Below are 17684 nucleotides of genomic sequence, written 5' to 3'. Positions count from 1 at the left end.
CAGGCCCGGATATCCGCCGCCTGCCAGGCAGGCGCCCTGTCAACATCAACAACAGCCGCGGGTGATGCCACCGGATCCGCCGCCGTCCGAACCACGCGGTATCAGCGGGGGCGGCAGGGTCGTCATCGGGGTTGTGGTCGCCGCGGTCATCGCATTGGGTGTGCTCGCGGTCGCCAAATGGGGCGAGAGTGCGCGTGTGGCTGAGGAAGGCGACTGCGTCAAGGTCATCTCGACCAGTGATGCCGCGGCCGACAAGGTCGAGTGCTCCACGCCGGAGGCCGTCTACCGGGTGGCCAAGAAACTCGCCACTGCGTCAGGCCGGTGCCCGGACGGGGACTACACGGAGTGGACCGGCGGCAAGCGGACCGACACGGTCAAGCTCTGCCTGGTGCTCAACGCCAAGGAAGGCGACTGTTTCAAAACGACGGCCGACGGTCGCAACGAGACAGACGGACGCGTCGCGTGCTCGGCGGCGGACTTCAAAGTCGTGAAAGTCATACAGGGCAAGGCCGACAAGGCCATCTGTGCCCAGGGCGAACTCGCTGCGACGTACTCGCAACCGGCCACCACACTGTGCCTGACCGAGAAGTGAGACCACTGTGGGCGGCCGGAAGACCGGCCGCCACACCAGCAGCAGGAATCAGTTCGTCTTGGCCGAGTCGACGATCATCGAGTCGACGCTGATGTCCTTGGTCAGCATGCCGTACTTGCGCATCAGGTCGACCGTGCGCTGCAACCGCGTGCGGTCGAGGCTGGTCGGGAAGGTGCCGATCCGCACCAGCGCCGCGACCTCTTTGTCGATCTTGGCGAACTTGGTCGCCGCGTCCTCGACCTCGGTGCGGTTGGCCGCGGTCTCCGAGGCCTTCTTCAGCGCGCGGCGGAACGCCTCGGTGGTCTTCGGGTTCTCCTGCACGAACTTCGCCATACCGGTGTAGCCGGAGATCGGGAAGTCCTTGGTCGGGCCCTGCGAGGTGTCCAGGATCGGGGTCGCGCCGTGGGTCCGCTCAGCCTGCGTGACGTACGGCTCCAGCATCACCGCGGCGTCGATCTGCTTGGCCGCGAGCTTGGCGCCCATGTCGGTGAAGGGGAACTCGACCCACTCGATCGGCTTGGCCTTGTCGTTGATGTTGACACCGGCGGTCTCCAACGCGGACTTGGCCAGCAGGTCGGTGATGCTGTTCTTGGTGTTCGTCGCGATCTTCTTGCCGGCCAGGTCGGCGGGCGTCTTGATGGTCGAGTTCGGCCCGACCATGATCACGAAGATCTTCTCGGCGGTCTGGTAGCTGTCGGCGACGAACTTGAAGTCGCCGGTGCCCTTCTCCTGGGCCTGGAAGACCGGCACGTACGCGCCGTAGGTGAACTGCAGCTCACCGGAGAGCAGCTTGGGGATCGCGGTGGCCGCACCGGTCACCGTCTCCAGCTGGACGTCCAGGCCCTCTTCCTTGAAGTAGCCCTTCTGCGCCGCGATGTGCACCGGCGAGGAGTCGATGATCGGCATGGCGCCGACCTTGAGGCTGGTGCGCTCGAGCCCACCGGCGCCGCCACCGCCGCCGGAGTCGTCACTGGATCCACCGATCAAGCCGCAGCCGGACAATGCCGCGAGCAATGCCGCGGCGCCCAGGATGCCGGCCGCGGCACGTCTGGGACGGGGTGATGCTGCCAAACTGCTTGCTCGTCCAAGCATGTGATGCCTTATCTGCGAGAGATGATGGACAGCTACGACGCGACTGACACGATCCGTAGGCAAAGATGTGCACGATCAGTCACATTGCGTGTTTCTTTCGCGGTGTTTTATACACCATCCCACGGGCTGGCAGGGAGAAATGAGACCAGACCGAAAGGGATGATCAACTCTGCGACGCCGCGAGTGGTGCGCGAGATCAGCGGGATCTGTTGCGGGACTGGGGATTTGCGAAAGATGTTCGCAATCCTGGCAGTGCCGTGATGCCTTTCCTGAAACAGTGGTCGGAGACCTGCGCTCCCTCCCAGGGTTGCAGGAATCCGCGGCCGTCGCCATGCCGACCGGCTCCACGCGGGCCGCGGGACGTCCGGTGTTGGTGAAATCTCCACTCAGCCGGGGGTGCGGGGCCGTGGCGCAGGCTATGTGTTGACCGCATATCGCAACCACACTCCGATGATTGCGCTGCTGCCGAATGAACTATTGCCCAGACGCTGTGTATACCGCCATTTTTCCTAACAAATATGTCAAATGGAGTATCAGGTCTGTGCGTGCGGAAGATGTGCCGCGAATTATGTCCGAAGTGGACGCACGAAAGCGCCCGTGAGTGATTTCCCGGCCCGGCCGGGGAATGTGGGTTGTGACCGCCGAGTGGCGTCCCACATGGACGGCGGCAGGCGACTGGCAGGAATACCAGTCGCCGGCGCGCTGTATACGTTGTCCTGGAAGGGAAAAGTACTAGTTGGTCGACGCCTCACTGGCGTGGCTGGCCCGCTCGGCTTCAAGGAAGCGCTGTGCCGCGGCCTCTTCCTCGGCTGCGGTAGGGCGCGGTTTGACCGGATCTGCCGCACCCGTCGGCGGGTTGTGCAGCAGACGGGCGACCTCGCCGCGCAGGGTGACGAAGTTCGCCGACTCACGCGTGGTGATCTGGTCCCGCTGGGCGGGCAGGTCCACCGGCAGGTCGGCCACGATCGACGCGGGCGACTTGGACAGCACGAGCACACGGTCGCCGAGGTACACGCTCTCGTCGATGTCGTGTGTGACAAGCAGAACCGTGCTGTCGTGCTCATGCCGCACACGCAGCAGCAGGTCCTCCAGCTCGAACCGGGTCTGTGCGTCGACCGACGCGAACGGCTCGTCCATCAGCAGCAGGGCCGGCTGGCACGCCAGCGCCCGGGCGATCGAGACACGCTGCTGCATACCGCCCGACAGCTGCCACGGGTACTTCGCCTCGGCGCCGGACAGACCGACCCATTCCAGCGCCTCCGCGGCGCGCCTCTTGCGCTCGGAGCGGGAGATTCCGCGTGAGCGCAACGGGAACTCGACGTTTCCACGCACCGAAAGCCACGGGAACAGCGACCGGCTGTAGTCCTGGAACACCACTGCCAGGTCTTCCGGGGTTCGTTCGATCAGGTCGCCGTGCAGTGACACGGTGCCCGCCGACGGCTTGATCAGCCCGGCGATGCAGCGCAGCAGCGTGGACTTGCCACACCCGGACGGGCCGACGATGCACGCCAGCTCACCGGTGGCGATGGTGAAGTTGAGGTTCTGTACCGCGGTGTGCGCCCCCGGCCCGGAGCCGTAGGTGTGGCGCAGGTCGGCGACTTCCAGCATTGCCGTCATTAGTTCAGCCTCCGGCCTTGACGGTACTCGTTTGCACGTTTCGCGTGGGTTGCCAAGAGAGCACGCGACGTTCCACTGCCAGCAACAGACTGTTGAGGCCGTAACCCATGACACCCAACAGGACGATCAACGCCCACATGTCGCCGTACTCGTACTGCCGCTGGGAGTCCACGATCTGGGTGCCGAGGCCGTTGGCCGCGCCGACCAGTTCGGAGATCACCATCAGCACCAACGACAGCGACAACGACACACGCAGCCCGGCGAAGATCTTCGGCAGGGCCGCGGGCAGCACGACCATGGTGATCCACTGCGAGCGCGGGATGCGGAACGACTGGACGGTGTCCATCTTGACCGCGTCCACCGACCGGGCGCCGTCCACGGTGTTGAGCAGGATCGGCCACAGCGCGCCGAACGCGATGAGCGCGATCTTCTGCGGCGACTCGATACCGAAGATCACCATGAAGAACGGCAGCAGCAGCACCGGCGGGATCGACCGCAGGAACGCGAACAGCGGGCCGAAGTACTCCATGCCGTGCCGGGACCGGCCCAGGGCGATGCCCAGCGCGATGCCGATCACCGCCGCGCCGACCCAGCCGGTCAGCAACCGGCCGAGGCTGGGCAGCAGGTGCGTGAAGACGTTGTCGTTCAAGCCGAGCTGCGATGCCGGGCCGCCGAAGAAGAGTTTGCCTGCCGCCTGCGCGATCTCGGTGGGCGGCGGGAAGAAACTCGACTGCGCGGCGAGTGTGGCCAGTTCCCACACCACCACGACACAGGCGAGCACGATCCAGCGCTGGGCGAAGCCCCTCAGGCGCGTCATTTGCCACCCGCCTCTGCGGTGTTCCACTTGAACAGCAGCCGTTGCAGCTTCAGGAATCCGCCGTCGAGCAGGTATCCGATCACGCCGGCCAGCAGTGTCACGGCCAGGATGATGTCCTGGCGCCCGGATCCGCTTGCCCAGTCCAGGGTGAACTTCCCGATCCCGACCGTGCCGCCGGCCAGGTACTCGGTACTGATCACCACGATCAGGATCACCGCGCTGGCCAGCCGGATGCCGGTGAACACGAACGGTGCCGCGTGCGGCAGGCCGACTGTGATCATCGTGCGGGCCTTGCCGAAGCCGAACGACTTGGCGGTGTCCAGTTGCAACGGGTCGATCTCGTCGAGCGCGTAGATCGTGTTGAACAGGATCGGCCAGATCGCCGCGTACACCGCGAGCGTGATCTTGGTCTCGGGCCCGGATCCGACCAGCACGATCAGCAGCGGGATCAGCGCGACCGACGGGATCGGCCGGAGGAACTCGATGATCACCCGCGTGGCCAGCCGGACCGCGGGCACGCTGCCGAGCAGCAGCCCGGCCGGTACCGCGATACCGATCGCGATCAGCAGCGCGAGCAGCCACGTCAGCATGGTCGCGACCAGGTCGGCCAGGAACTTCTGGTCGTCACCGTTGTTGAACGCGCCGGTGAACAGCTCCAGCATCCGTGGCAGGACCGTGGTCGGTGGCGGGATGTAGTTCTCAGGAAAGAGCCCCGTGAAGGAGCCGAACTGCCAGAGGGCGAGGACGATCACGATCCCCACCAGGCCTCGTGTGAACCGGATCACGCCAGTGCACCTTCAGCCGAATAGATGAACACACCGAACTCCATGAGCGGTTGGAAAACGGGTCACCCAGCGACGCCAGGGGGTCACTCTAGAGAGCAACGGACGTTCTCGACAAATAAATCACGGACCGTCAGTCGACCTTGGGTATGAAAACCGGCCGTTTGGGCGTACCACGCAGGAGTAGTTGCCTACTCCAGTCGGGGTATGGCCGTTACTGCGAGTGAAGCATCGCGGGTCAGGGAAGCGGACAAGCCCGGGGACACCGTACGACGTCCCCGGGCTCAGGCGCGCAGCGACTATTTCGCGACCGGCGAGGCGAGCAGCATCGGCTGGACCTTCAGGTCGCTGGTGATGACGTTGAACTTCTTCATCAGGTCGGCGACCCGCTGCAGCCGCACGGCGTCCAACGACACCGGGTAGTCCGCGATGTGCACCAGCTGGGCCGTGGCCTGGTCGATCTTGATGTTCTTGACCAGGATCTGATCCAGCGTGCCGCGGTCCTTCTTGACGTCGTCGACACCCTTGGCCAGGCCGCGCTGGAACGCCGCGAACGTGTTCGGGTTCTCGGTGGTCAGCTTCTCCATCGCGGCCCAGCCGGTCATGGAGATGTCCTGGGTCGGGCCGGAGGAGACGTCCATCAGCTGCAGCGCACCGAACTCCTTCTCGGTCCTGGTCACCCACGGCTCGGCGACGACCGCGCCGTCGATGTCCCCGCGTTGCATGGCCGGGCCCATCTCCGGGAACGACATCTGCCGGAAGTCGATCTGCTCGACCTTGACGCCCTTGGTCTCCAGCACCGACATCGCACCCAGATCGGAGATGGATCCCTTGCTGGTCACAGCGATCTTCTTGCCGCCGGCGTCCTCGGGCCGCTGCAGCTTCGAGTCCTTGAGCGCCACCAGCACCAGGTGACCCGGCCGGGCGGCGTAGGCGTCGGCCACGATCTTCAGTTTCGCCGCGCCCTTGGCCTGCGCCACGAACGCACCCGGGTAGCTGGTGAACGCGATGTCCAGGTCGCCGCCGATCATGCCCTCGACGGCCTTGGGGCCGCTGGAGACGGTGATCGGTTCGACTTCGAGGCCCTGCTGTTTGAAGTAGCCCTTGTCGATGGCCTGGTAGAGCGGGGCCACGTCCACCACGGGCAGCAGACCCACTTTGATCTTCGGCTTCTCGACCGGGCCGCTGGCTCCCGCGCTCCCGCTCGTACTGGAGTTGCCGCTGTCCCCACCCAGGGCGCCGCAACCAGTGACGGCGGCCATAAGGGCCATCGTGACGGCGATGATCGGGATCCGCACGCGCGACCGGTACACCTGGCCGGTGTCGCCGCGTCTAGGCATTGCCTCTCCTCACACTGATGTGAATGTTTCGCAAGGCCGCTCCCCGGGTGTACCGGCGAGACTCTAGGGCTGTCCCGCGTCCGGTCACAATGGGTTGTGGGGCGATTTCTCGGCAGTGACCATGATCATTTGTCAAGGGAGACGCGCCGACATAGGCTGAAAAACAGCGTGATGTGTCTCATATGTCAGTGATATTCGGTTGCTACATGATGTTGGAATCTTGCTGCCAGCGAAGTGCTCGCCGTTCGATCGTGAGGAGTACCGCGTTGAGCAGGTAGCCCAGCGCGCCCAGCAGGACCACCCACGCCCACATCTGCGGGAAACTGAACTGGTCCTGGGCGTATCGCAGCTGGTAGCCGATGCCGCTGGAGACGCCGACCATCTCCGAGACCACCATCAGCAGCAGCGCGATCGACAGGCTCAGCCGCAGCCCGCTGAAGATCTTCGGCAGGGCCGCGGGCAGCACGACCATCGTGATCCACAGATGCCGCGGAATCCGGAACGACCGGGCTGTGTCGGTTTTCACCTCGTCGACACCGCGCACCCCGTCGACGGTGTTGAGCAGGATCGGCCACAGCGCGCCGAAAATGATCACAGCGAGTTTCATCGTGGTGTCGATGCCGAACAGCACCATGAAGACCGGGATCAGCGCGGGCGGCGGAATCGCGCGGAAGAACGCGAACAGCGAACTGACGTAGTCCATTCCGGTCCGCGCCCGGCCGAGCGCGGTGCCCGCCACGATCCCGATCACCACCGCGATCAGCCAGCCACCCAGAATCCGCCCCAGACTGGGCAGGATGTCCCGGTGCACGGCGTCGGTCAGCAGCAGATCGCCGAGCTGCGCCACGATCACGGTCGGCGGCGGGAAGAACGGGCTCTGGGCGCTGACAGTGGCCAGTTGCCAAACCACCATCAGTCCGGCGAAAAACGCCCAGTTGCGCACCAGGCTTCTCAGTATTCTCATTGGCCCCACCGGAAAAGGCGTCGGCCGAGGCGTTCCAGGCCGTCGTTGACCAGGTAGCCGAACAGGCCCGCCACGACTGTGCCTGCCAGGACCAGGTCCATCCGGCCGGCGCCGCTGCCGGCGTCGAGGATGAACGTGCCGATGCCGAGCCGGGCACCGGCCAGGAACTCGGTGCTGACCACCAGGATCAGGGCGATGGAGCTGGCCAGGCGGATGCCGGTGAACACGAAGGGCGCCGCGTGCGGCAGCGCGACCGTCAGCAGTATCCGTGGCCTGCGGAAACCGAAGCTGCGGGCGGTGTCCACGAGCAGCGGGTCGATCTCGGCCAGTGCGTAGATGGTGTTGAACAGGATCGGCCAGACCGCCGCGTACACCGCCAACGCGATCTTGGTGTCCGGGCCGCCGCCCAGGGCCACGATCGCCAGCGGGATGAGCGCGACCGACGGGATCGGCCGGAGGAACTCGATGATCGCCCGGGTCGCCGTGCGCAGCAGCGGCACGCTGCCCAGCATCAGGCCCGCGGGCACGGCGATGCCGATCGCGATCAGCAGGGCGATCGCCCAGGCCAGCCCGCTGGCGATCATGTCTCGCTGGAAGTCGTGCTGACCGGTCAGTTCGACCAGGCGGGCCAGCACCACGCTCGGCGGTGGCAGGAAGATCCGAGGCACCAGGCCGGATCTGGCCGCCACCTCCCAGGCCGCGAAGAACACGCCCAGCCCGATCAGGCTCCGGGCGAAGCGGGGCACTACGGCTTCACGATCATCGCCGCGACATCGACTCTGCCCGGGATCGCGCCGAACTGCAGCATCAGGTCCGGCACTCGCTGGACGTTCGCCGCGTCCAGCGTCGAGCGGAACGTCAGCAAGGTGGCGGCGGCCGCGGTTTCCTTGTCCACCTTGGCGAATTCGACCAGCAGTGGCTCGATCTTGCTGCGGTCAGCGGCTTCTGCTGTGGCCTTGGCCATTACGCGCTGGAACGCGGCGACGGTTTTCGGGTTTTCGGCCACGAACTTGGCCGTCGCACCGAAGCCCGCGGTCGGGAAATCGGCGGTCGGCCCGGCTGCGGTGTCGAAGACAGGAACCGCCCCGATCGTCTTGATCGTCCCGGTGATGTACGGCTCGGTCATGAAGGCCGCGTCCACGTCACCGCGCTGCAGGCGGGGCGCCATGTCCGGAAACGGGATGTTGATCCACTGAATGCCCTGGTAGTCCACGCCGGCGGCCTTCATCGTGGCCATTGTCATCAGATCCGAGATGGTGCCCCGCGCGGTCACCGCGACCCGTTTGCCCGGCATGTCCTGGATCGTCCTGACCGCTGAGCCCGGCATCGCGAGCACCATCGTGCTCTTCGGCCCGGCCGAGGACGCGTCGGCCACCAGCTTGATATCGGCCGCGTTCTGGGATTTCGCCTGGAAGAACGGCGTGTAACTGCTGTAGGCGACGTCCACCTCACCGGCCACCATCTTGGCCACCGAGGCCGGTCCGCTCGGTGCCGTGCTCGCCTCCACGGTGAGGCCTTCGGCCTGGAAATAGCCGTTCTTCACGGCCAGATGGAACGGTGCGAGATCAATTGTCGGCATGATCGAGAGCCGTAGTGTGGATCTTTCCAAACCGCTGCCGGATGCGGGCGGTGACGAACCGGCCGAATCATCGAGTAACCCGCAACCGGACAGTGTGAGCAGTGACACCAAGATGCTCGTAATGCATGCTCCGCCAAATGGGCGACGTTGCATTGGTCATTCCTCCCGGGTGACACACGTCAGACCATCCGTCGGTCACCCTAGAGAGTGTCGACCGATTGTGACAATCCGTGCGCACACGGTGGTATCAGCGGGTCCCGGTCCGGCAAATGGCGCAACACGCCGGTCTGAAGAGTGGAATGGATCACAAAATCATTGCCGGAGTGCATGTCCGCGACGTGAAGTTTCGCCGCAGGTGGGGCGCGAGTCTCTGGTAAACCTCCCCGATAGGCTTACATCTGGGCATAGTTTTCGCTACCTTCTGTGCCCACAGTGAGGTGGAGCGCCACCGATGTAGTGAGGAGGCTGCCCGGGTGCCCGGGGCGGCGGTTTTCAAAAGAGCCGTCGGCCCGAAGTCTGGACAGCCCCCGAGGGGAACACCATGGCCGTCATGGACGACCCAGGTCGGGATGGGTTGACCGAGGAGGCCTCGGGCCGCGATGCTTCGCGCCAGCCGGTTGTTCGCATGCGCGGAAACCGGCAGCGGTGCGACTGAGGAGCGGATGGGTGCCGCAAGCCGAACCGACAGGTTGTGAGGACTGGAAAATGTGACCTGACGCTTCGGTGTCGAACGAGAGACATGGCCATCAGCCGTGCCCTCGTTTGGTGTCCTACTCATTGCGGTAATCGTCCGTTCGAGCTGGCCTTCCGGGTACCGGGCTACTGGCTCAAACGCAGGGAGTGTGCTGGGAGTGCCCGACCAGAACGCTGGGGTCGTAGGTAGCTCGGGGAATGGCCGCCAGGGGCTGATGCCTCCAGGCGGCGAGGTGACCGACTCAGGTGCCAGGCCCCAAGGGACCCGCGCGCCCGGCGGCAAGTCCGCCCGCGCAGGATCGCCATGGCGCATGCGCAACTGGCGGCTACGCACCAAAGTTCTCGCGGTGCTAATCGTCCCGACCTTGACAGCACTAGCGCTTGGTGGTCTGCGCGCGCAGGAGGACCTGCAGCGCGCCGACGACTTCAGGCAAACCGTCAACCAGGTGGACCTGGCCCGTAACGTCACGCTTGTCGTGCACGAGCTGCAGAAGGAACGCACGCTCGCTGTCGAGAACGTGGCCAACAACCGGTCCGCCGCCCGTGCAGAGCTCGACGCACAGGCCAACCGTGTCAATGCCGCCCGCGAGCAACTGAGCGAGGCCGCCAAGAGGGTCAGCACCGACGACCAGGACGCGCTCAACCGCTACAACCGCGGTCTGCAGCGCCTGGCCGGTCTGGAAGCGCTGCGCCAGGCGGCGTCCGGGACTCAGTACCCGCACCTGGCGGTCAAATCCGCTTACACCTCGATCATCGAGTCGCTGGTCCAGCTGGGCCGTGAGGTCAACACCGCCGTCACCGACCGGGACCTGCTGCGGCAGGCCACCACGGTGCAGGCGCTGTCGGAGGCCAAGGAGTTCGCCTCCCAGGAGAACGCGGCACTGCAGATCGCCGCCGTGCTGGACAACTTCCCGTCCGGCCTGCTGGAGGAGACCAAGGCCGCCGAGGCCAGCTTCCAGGCCTCCCAGGACAGCTTCCGGGCCAACGCGACCCCGCAGGAACTGCAGTTCTTCTCCGACACCGTGAGCGGCCCCGAGGTCGACGACCGGGAGCGGATCAAGTCGACCGCGTTCAACCGCGCCGACAACAACCAACCGCTGGGCATCACGCAGCCGCAGCTGGTCAAGGATGGCAACGCCACCGTCGACAAGCTGCGCAGCGTCGAGGACAGCCTGCTCGCGAAATTGCGGGACAGCGCCGACTCGCTGGCCGTCGACCGGACCAACGCGGCGTGGACCAACGCGGCGATCGTGCTCGCGCTGCTGATCGCGGCCCTCGTGCTGATGTCGCTGGTGACCCGCTCGATCCTGAAGCCGCTGCGCGTCCTGCGGACCAACGCGCTGGACGTGGCCTACACCAGGCTGCCGGAGACGGTCCAGCGGATCCTGGCCGACCCGGACCCCGTCGCGGCCTCCAAACACGCGGTCGACCCGATGCCGGTGTTCACCCGTGAGGAAACCGGTGAAGTCGCGAGATCGTTCGACGCGGTCCACGAACAAGCCGTCCGAATGGCCGCCGAGCAGGCGTTGTTGCGTGACAACGTCAACTCGATCTTCGTCAACCTGTCCCGCCGTTCGCAGGCCCTGGTGGAACGCCAGCTCAACCTGATCGACCGGCTGGAGCAGGACGAGCAGGACCCCGACCAGCTGGCCAGCCTGTTCGAGCTGGACCACCTGGCCACCCGGATGCGGCGTAACTCCGAAAGCCTGCTGGTGCTCTCGGGCACCGGTCTGTCGCGTCAGCTGACCCGGCCCGTGCCGGCCGCTGACGTGGTCGGTGCCGCCGTGTCCGAGGTCGAGCAGTACGCCCGGATCGACGTGCTCTCCGCACCGGAGGTCGCCGTCCAGGGCCGCGCGGTCAACGACCTCGTGCACCTGATCGCCGAACTGCTGGACAACGCCACCTCGTTCTCCGAGCCGGAGAAGAAGGTCAACGTCCGGATGGCCGCCACCCGCAAGAAGGAACTGGCCATCCAGATCACCGACCAGGGTGTGGGCATGTCGGCCGATGAGATCGAGTCGGCCAACCGCAGGCTGGCCGACCCGCCCGACATGGACGTGTCGGTGACCAGGCGAATGGGCCTCTACGTGGTCTCGCGGCTGGCTCAGCGGCACAACATCCAGGTCCGCCTGCGCGACAACGAGGACATCGACGGTGGTCTGATCGCCCGGATCATCGTGCCCTCCTCGCTGATCCAGTCCTCGCGTGGCGTGCAGCCGACGAACCTGACGCCGACCGGCGGCATTCCGACGCTCGCCCCACCGGTCGAGACGACCATGGGCGGCCAGCGGATGACTCCGCCGCCGCCGTCGCGTCCGGGCGGCAGCATCGCCAGCGCGTTCACCGGCAGCCTGCCCAGGCTCCAGCCGGAGGGCGGCCCGTTGGAGGACTCGGGCGCGAACCTGTCGTCCATGCCGTCGTACCCGCCGCCCGCGTACCCGCCACCTGGCGAGAACGCGACGAACGGTTCGATGCCGGCCGGCGGCCACGGCGACCCGGCCACGGGTGGCTGGGCCCCGGGCAGGCTCGACGGCCCGCAGCACGACGAGGCGCCGACGCACATCCAGCCGCTGGACCAGCCCGACGAGGCACCGGCCACGATGTCGCTGTTCGGTGACGCGTTCGCCGAGCAGAAGGCGGCCCGTGAGGCGCAGAACCCGACCCCGCCACCGCCTCCACAGCCGGAGGTCAACCGGGATCTGGACGCGCCGACCGAGCGGCTGCCGATCTACGAGGCAGTGCTGTCCCAGTGGTTCGAGGAGGGCGACGGCGACAAGCGGACGTCCGCCTCGGAGCGTGGCAGGCCGGCCCCTGAGGCACCCGTTGCGCGCCAGGAACCGCCTGCCGCACCAGCGGCGCCGGTCGCACCGCCACCGGCGCCTCCGGTTCACGTCGAGGCGACGAACGGCAATACTCCTCACGTGGAGCAAGCTGACCACCATTTGGAACCGGCGGCAGTACAACCGGAACCCGAGCCCGAGCCCTTGCCGGAACCTGAGCCAGTCGAGGAGCCGGCCCACGCGTCGGCTTGGCAGTCGCCTGGTGACGAGGGCTGGCAGGCCGCACAGGCACTGGCCAAGAAGGCCCCGGCCGTCACCACGTCGGCCGGTCTGCCCAAGCGGGTGCCGAAGGCACAGCTGATCCCCGGGTCGGCGCCGTCAAGACCGACGTCGCCGCAGCAACAAGCGCAGCGCGCACCGGCGTTGCCACCACGCTCGGCTGATGCGGTCCGAGGCCGTATGTCGAGTTTCCAGCAAGGGATCCGCCGCGGTCGACACGCACTCGTCGACACATACGCTGGTGACCAGGATTCAGTCGAGAGCCGTCAAGACGAGGAGCAGGAGTGACGACCGCGACGACAAACCAGCCTGGCAGCTTTGGCTGGCTCATCACCGATTTCGTTCGGCAGGTGCCCGGAGTCGCGCACGCGGTGGTGGTTTCGGCCGACGGCCTGCTGCTGGCCGGGTCGCAGGGCTTGCCCCGCGACCGTGCCGAACAGCTTTCCGCGGTGGCGTCCGGGCTGGTGAGCCTGACCCAGGGTGCCGCGAGGTGTTTCGAAGCAGGCGGGGTCAACCAGACCGTCGTGGAGATGGACCGGGGATATCTCTTCCTCATGTCGATCTCGGACGGATCTTGTCTCGCCGTGCTTGCCGCACCGAACTGCGACATAGGCTTGGTCGCATATGAGATGACGCTTCTGGTCGAGCGAGTGGGCCAGCAGATGACGCCCGAACTACGGGCGCAGCTGCAGGGCGCGCAGCGAAGATAAGCCGGGTTTGACGGGGTGAGAGCAGATGGCTAGAGGTCACCGAGCCTCGGGCGGTCGGTTCGGCGCGGACTTTTCCTACCGGGATTGGGCCTCGACCGGATTCCGCTTCGAAGAGCCGGACGCGGGCGGCCCCGACGAAGACGAGGACGCCGTTCAGCAAGCGGCGTCCTATCACGAGCCCGATGAGGCGCTGGAGGAGCACGACCAACGGCTGCCGAGCAGGCCGGAGCGGAGGCAAGAACAAATGCCGGAGCGAGGTTGGGAGGACCTGCCCGAGCACGGTCTTGGGGATCCACCGAACAGGATCGATCTGGATGGTTACCGAGCGAGGTTGTTCGGTGGTCCAGGCGCGAGCCTGTATGGAGACCCGGGGGTGCCCAGGCAGAACGACTGGAACTCCGACCAGCTCCCAGCGGTTCCCGCCGCGATGGACTGGGAGGAGCCGGTCCGGCCCGAACCGATGGCCGAGACCGGTTCGCTGGTCCGTCCGTACACAAAGACGGGCGGCCGGACACGCTCGGACTATGACCTGGCCATCGAGGCACTGGTCTCGACCAGTGACCGGGGCCGGATGCCCGAGGCAGCTGTACTTCCGGAGCACAGGTCGATCTGCGGCCTGTGCCTGGACACGCGTTCGGTCGCCGAGGTGGCCGCGCATTTGAGATTGCCACTCGGCGTCGCCCGGGTGCTGATCGGTGACATGGCGGGCATGGGGCTCGTGCTGATCCACCAGAGCGGCATGGTCGTCGGCGACCGGCCGAGTATCGAGTTCATGGAAAGGGTGCTCAGTGGGCTCCGCAGGCTCTAGTCCTCACAACCCGCGGGCCGTGGCGCGTCAGGCGACGACGTCCGCGAAGATCGTCGTCGCCGGTGGTTTCGGCGTCGGCAAGACCACGTTCGTCGGTGCGGTATCGGAGATCGTGCCGCTGACCACCGAGGCGGTGATGACCGAAGCCAGCCAGGACGTGGACGACCTGTCGGCTACCCCGAACAAGGTCACCACCACGGTGGCGATGGACTTCGGTCGTGTGTCCCTGGACTCGGACCTGATCCTGTACCTGTTCGGCACGCCCGGACAGCACCGGTTCTGGTTCATGTGGGACGACCTGGTCCGAGGTGCCATCGGCGCCATCGTGCTGGTCGACACCCGCCGGCTGGCCGACGCGTTCGCCGCGATCGACTTCTTCGAGGACAGGCAGCTGCCCTACATCGTCGCGATCAACTGCTTCGAGAGGGTGCTGCACCACCGCGTCGAGGACGTCCGCGACGCGCTGACCATCGAGCCGTCGGTGCCCGTGGTCACATGCGACGCCCGCGACCGGGAGTCGACGAAGGAAAGCCTCATCACGCTGGTAGAGCACGCGATGCATCAGCGGATGTCGGCCCGCGCGGTCTGATTTCTCACACTGCCGAATGGCTGTTGTCCCGGTCGGGGCAGCAGCCATTTTGGCTTGTCTAGGGTTCGGGGCGGTCGACGGCCAGTGCCTCGATGGCGGCCCCGGCGAGTTCGTGGAACCGTTGCAGGGACTCATAATCGAGCATGAGATAGGACTCAAACCCTTTCGTGTCAACAAAAGTGAAGGTGGCGTCCTCGTTGACGCCGTCGATGGCGCACCTGACCTCGATATCCCGGTCGACAATCATGGAAACACCGACTCGAACCTCATTCATGCGGCCGAGTACGGCACGCACGTGCGAAAACAACGTGCACTCAAACGGGGGAATCCAAGCGCTCGTGAGCGATCGTACACGTGTTCCGTGCGAACCTTGGACCATGACCAGTCGTGACAACAGCGCGATCGGGCAGCGTCGCCAACTCGGTCTTCACGTCCCCGCAGCCTCGTTCGCGGCTTTCGTAGCCAAGGTCAAGGCCGCTTCATAGGCGATGCATCACCCGGGAGGCGTCGAGTGGCGGAGTTGTCATTCGTGTGGTTGGAGATCACCGGGAAATGCCAACTGAAGTGCGAGCACTGCTACGCGGACTCCGGGCCGTCCGGTACGGACGGCGTGATGACGCTGGCAGACTGGTCAAGGGTGATCGATCAGGCCGCCGGACTGGGAACCAGGATGGTGCAGTTCATCGGTGGTGAGCCGACCCTGTATCCCGGGGTTGCCCGACTTGATCGGACACGCGCTCAGTCGTGAGCTGCACGTCGAGGTGTTCAGTAACCTTGTGCATGTGTCGCCGGAGCTGTGGGAGGTCTTCAGCCAACCGAGGGTGCGACTCGCGACGAGCTACTACTCAGACCGTGCGGACCAGCATGAGGCGATCACCCGGGGATGTGGCAGTCACAACCGCGCGAAAGCCAATATCGTAGCGGCCCTCCGCCGGTCGATCCCGCTGCGAGCAGGGCTGATCGAGGTTGCGGACGGTCAGCGGGTCGAGCAGGCCAGAGCGGAACTCATCGCACTCGGTGTGACCGAGATCGGCTTTGACCGGCTTCGGCAAGTCGGCCGCGGCAGGCGTGACCAGCCCACCGGCATTTCACAGCTTTGTGGGCACTGTGCGCAGGGCAAGGTAGCTGTCGCCGCGAACGGGGATGTCTGGCCGTGCGTGTTCGCGCGCTGGATGCCTGTGGGCAACGTTCGGCGGCATGGCCTTGCCGAGATCCTGAGCAGTCCCGCAATGACTGCTGCCGAGCAGCAACTTGCGGTAGGTGTCAGGGGCGAACCAGGGTGCGATCCGCAGTGCTGCCCATCGACGATGTGCGATCCTCAGTGCTCGCCGTCCTGTAGCCCTTCCTGCGACCCGGCGGGTAACTGCACACCAAAAGGGAACTGCGCCCCCAACTACTGAGGAAGCTCTGCCTATGCTCGTTCGTCGTGCGTACATCCCCGAGCACTTGCGACCACACCAGGGTGACGAGTGGCCGTTCTCGGTGCCGTGTGTAGCCGAGCTGGTTGACCATGGCCTCACGTTCACGCGGCCGATCACATTCCTGGTCGGGGAGAACGGTTCGGGTAAGTCCACATTGGTCGAAGCGTTCGCCGAGGCTTACGGCGTCGACGCACGTGGTGGACGAGCAGGGCGTAAGTACGTCAACGACCGGCCGAAGACACCATTGGGTGAGGTGGTGCGCTTGGAGTCGACTGGCGAGGGAGCCCGCGTTCGTGGTGGCTCCCGCCGCAAGCAGAAAGGCTACTTCCTGCGAGCCGAAACTGCGTTCGGCTTCATGGAGGCAGTCAGTGGCATGTATGGCTACTGGGATGAAAACACTGCCGAGATGAGTCATGGTGAGGGTTTCCTGACAGTGTTCTCGGAGATGTTCCGCGAGCCTGGTCTCTACCTGATGGATGAACCCGAGGCGGCATTGTCGTTTACCTCTTGTCTCCGGTTGGTCGGACTCATGCAGCGGCTTGGCGAAAGCGGCGCGCAGGTGGTGTGTGCGACGCACTCACCGATTCTCGCGGCAACACCGGGCGCCGAGATCGTCGAGATCGGCGAGCACGGATTCCGCACCACGTCATGGGAAAAGCTTGACTTGGTCGATCACTGGCGGCGCTACCTCAACGACCCGAACGTCTACCTTCGACACGTCACCGAATCATGACCGTTGCCCAGGCGGATGCGCAGTTCGCCGCGTGGATGAAGGAAAACCTCGCCACGGCCGCCGGCAGGTTCGGATTGACGATCACCGGGGAGCCGGTCCTGGGATGGCGCCTGCGTTCGATCAGCGCCGCGGCCACAAGGAAGGACCAGCTGTACTGGCTTCGGGTGGTGTCGCAAGAACCTGAATGGGCACAAGGCGACTCGTGGACCGGCACTGTCGACGCCAACAGCATTGACGGCATATCGAAGCCGCGAGTACTTGACGTCGCAGAATGGGACGAAGGGCGTCGCCAACGTGCCGAGGTCATGACAATGATGCCCGGCGAGACCTGCTCGCCGACCGATGCCCTGCGATCACCGATCGACCTTCCCGCGCAGTGGTGGGAATCCCTTGGGCAGTTTCTTGGCATCCTCGCCGCTACGTCGACCGCACGTACGAACACCAGTCAAATCCGCGTCACCCAACGCATTGAAGAACGGTTCGGTGCTGACGTCGAGACTGTTGTCGACCAATGGGAAACAGTGCATGGAGATCTGCACTGGTCCAACCTCGTCGGCCCCGATTTCGGACTCCTGGACTGGGAACTGTGGGGCCGAGGTCCGCGCGGGACAGACGCTGCGACTCTGCTTTGCCACAGCTTGTTGGTGCCGGCTGTAGCCGCGGACGTGCACAACCGATTTCGTGATGTCCTCGATACGTCGGCCGGTCGAATCGCTCAGCTGTACGTCGTCGCACGACTCCTGCACAGGATTGACAATGGCGACTATCCTGACCTCGCCGAGCCTCTCAAGAGGCATGCTTCTTCCCTGCTTGCCTCTGAGTAGCCAATTCAAGTTGTGAACGCCCTCAAGGTTTAAGACCGTGGGGTGGTGCGCGCTCGCACCACCC

18 protein-coding genes are annotated in these 17684 nt (G+C 65.5%); 9 read left to right on the top strand and 9 right to left on the bottom strand.

Annotation, left to right across the window (positions count from 1 at the left end):
• Nucleotides 1–64 precede the first annotated feature (64 nt).
• Nucleotides 65–592, top strand: a complete 528-nt coding sequence (locus JOF56_RS07970; RefSeq protein ID WP_209635967.1) for an LppU/SCO3897 family protein — start codon at nt 65–67, stop codon at nt 590–592.
• 48 nt (nt 593–640) lie between these two features.
• On the opposite strand, the gene JOF56_RS07965 is transcribed toward JOF56_RS07970, so the two are convergent.
• The 8 genes from JOF56_RS07965 to JOF56_RS07930 form a co-directional block, all read right to left on the bottom strand.
• Nucleotides 641–1663 carry an ABC transporter substrate-binding protein gene (locus JOF56_RS07965; RefSeq protein WP_209635965.1) on the bottom strand — a complete coding sequence of 341 codons (1023 nt, stop codon included), beginning with the start codon at nt 1661–1663 and terminating at the stop codon, nt 641–643.
• A gap of 753 nt (nt 1664–2416) precedes the next feature.
• The gene (locus tag JOF56_RS07960; RefSeq protein WP_209635963.1) at nt 2417–3301 is read right to left on the bottom strand and encodes an ABC transporter ATP-binding protein; all 885 of its coding nucleotides are present in this window, start codon (nt 3299–3301) and stop codon (nt 2417–2419) included.
• A 4-nt stretch (nt 3302–3305) separates the two neighbouring features.
• Nucleotides 3306–4118 (bottom strand): ABC transporter permease, encoded by an 813-nt coding sequence (locus JOF56_RS07955; protein WP_209635961.1) that lies wholly within the window; start codon nt 4116–4118, stop codon nt 3306–3308.
• Nucleotides 4115–4903, bottom strand: coding sequence for an ABC transporter permease (locus tag JOF56_RS07950; RefSeq protein ID WP_307854975.1), 789 nt, complete (start codon nt 4901–4903; stop codon nt 4115–4117). Before JOF56_RS07950 ends, JOF56_RS07955 begins: the two co-directional genes overlap by 4 nt.
• A 296-nt stretch (nt 4904–5199) precedes the next feature.
• Complete coding sequence (locus JOF56_RS07945; RefSeq protein ID WP_209635959.1) at nt 5200–6240, bottom strand: ABC transporter substrate-binding protein; 1041 nt, start codon at nt 6238–6240, stop codon at nt 5200–5202.
• 202 nt (nt 6241–6442) lie between these two features.
• Entirely contained in the window at nt 6443–7204 is a 762-nt protein-coding gene (locus JOF56_RS07940) for an ABC transporter permease (protein ID WP_209635957.1), read from the bottom strand.
• Complete coding sequence (locus tag JOF56_RS07935) at nt 7201–7950, bottom strand: ABC transporter permease (protein ID WP_209635956.1); 750 nt, start codon at nt 7948–7950, stop codon at nt 7201–7203. The genes JOF56_RS07940 and JOF56_RS07935 overlap by 4 nt, the downstream gene beginning before the upstream one ends.
• Complete coding sequence (locus JOF56_RS07930) at nt 7950–8936, bottom strand: ABC transporter substrate-binding protein (RefSeq protein WP_209635954.1); 987 nt, start codon at nt 8934–8936, stop codon at nt 7950–7952. The genes JOF56_RS07935 and JOF56_RS07930 overlap by 1 nt, the downstream gene beginning before the upstream one ends.
• Nucleotides 8937–9691: 755 nt before the next feature.
• Between JOF56_RS07930 and JOF56_RS07925 the strand changes: the two genes are divergently transcribed.
• The 4 genes from JOF56_RS07925 to JOF56_RS07910 are packed head-to-tail and all read left to right on the top strand — an operon-like array spanning nt 9692 to nt 14642.
• Complete coding sequence (locus JOF56_RS07925) at nt 9692–12823, top strand: nitrate- and nitrite sensing domain-containing protein (RefSeq protein ID WP_209635945.1); 3132 nt, start codon at nt 9692–9694, stop codon at nt 12821–12823.
• The gene (locus JOF56_RS07920) at nt 12820–13245 is read left to right on the top strand and encodes a roadblock/LC7 domain-containing protein (RefSeq protein WP_033390388.1); all 426 of its coding nucleotides are present in this window, start codon (nt 12820–12822) and stop codon (nt 13243–13245) included. Before JOF56_RS07925 ends, JOF56_RS07920 begins: the two co-directional genes overlap by 4 nt.
• Before the next feature lie 25 nt (nt 13246–13270).
• Complete coding sequence (locus JOF56_RS07915) at nt 13271–14053, top strand: DUF742 domain-containing protein (protein WP_209635943.1); 783 nt, start codon at nt 13271–13273, stop codon at nt 14051–14053.
• Nucleotides 14034–14642: a GTP-binding protein gene (locus JOF56_RS07910; RefSeq protein ID WP_037254387.1), complete on the top strand. Its 609-nt coding sequence runs from the start codon at nt 14034–14036 to the stop codon at nt 14640–14642. The genes JOF56_RS07915 and JOF56_RS07910 overlap by 20 nt, the downstream gene beginning before the upstream one ends.
• A gap of 58 nt (nt 14643–14700) precedes the next feature.
• Here the strand turns inward: JOF56_RS07910 and JOF56_RS07905 are convergent, their stop codons facing one another.
• Nucleotides 14701–14916, bottom strand: a complete 216-nt coding sequence (locus JOF56_RS07905; RefSeq protein WP_209635941.1) for a hypothetical protein — start codon at nt 14914–14916, stop codon at nt 14701–14703.
• A 237-nt stretch (nt 14917–15153) separates the two neighbouring features.
• Here JOF56_RS07905 and JOF56_RS57765 point away from each other — a divergent pair, with 237 nt between their 5' ends.
• From JOF56_RS57765 to JOF56_RS07890, 4 genes are read left to right on the top strand one after another with little or no spacing between them, the layout of a single operon-like run.
• On the top strand, nt 15154–15390 hold the full coding sequence (locus tag JOF56_RS57765) for a radical SAM protein (RefSeq protein WP_245378190.1): 237 nt from the start codon (nt 15154–15156) through the stop codon (nt 15388–15390).
• The gene (locus JOF56_RS07900) at nt 15329–16042 is read left to right on the top strand and encodes an SPASM domain-containing protein (protein ID WP_307854974.1); all 714 of its coding nucleotides are present in this window, start codon (nt 15329–15331) and stop codon (nt 16040–16042) included. Before JOF56_RS57765 ends, JOF56_RS07900 begins: the two co-directional genes overlap by 62 nt.
• A gap of 13 nt (nt 16043–16055) precedes the next feature.
• Nucleotides 16056–16796: an AAA family ATPase gene (locus JOF56_RS07895; RefSeq protein ID WP_209635939.1), complete on the top strand. Its 741-nt coding sequence runs from the start codon at nt 16056–16058 to the stop codon at nt 16794–16796.
• The gene (locus JOF56_RS07890; RefSeq protein WP_209635937.1) at nt 16793–17620 is read left to right on the top strand and encodes a phosphotransferase family protein; all 828 of its coding nucleotides are present in this window, start codon (nt 16793–16795) and stop codon (nt 17618–17620) included. The genes JOF56_RS07895 and JOF56_RS07890 overlap by 4 nt, the downstream gene beginning before the upstream one ends.
• Nucleotides 17621–17684: the final 64 nt, after the last annotated feature.

This window comes from Kibdelosporangium banguiense (assembly GCF_017876405.1).
Taxonomy (GTDB): domain Bacteria; phylum Actinomycetota; class Actinomycetes; order Mycobacteriales; family Pseudonocardiaceae; genus Kibdelosporangium; species Kibdelosporangium banguiense.
Note: the sequence above shows the minus strand (reverse complement) of the source record. Positions and strands in the feature narration are given on the sequence as shown.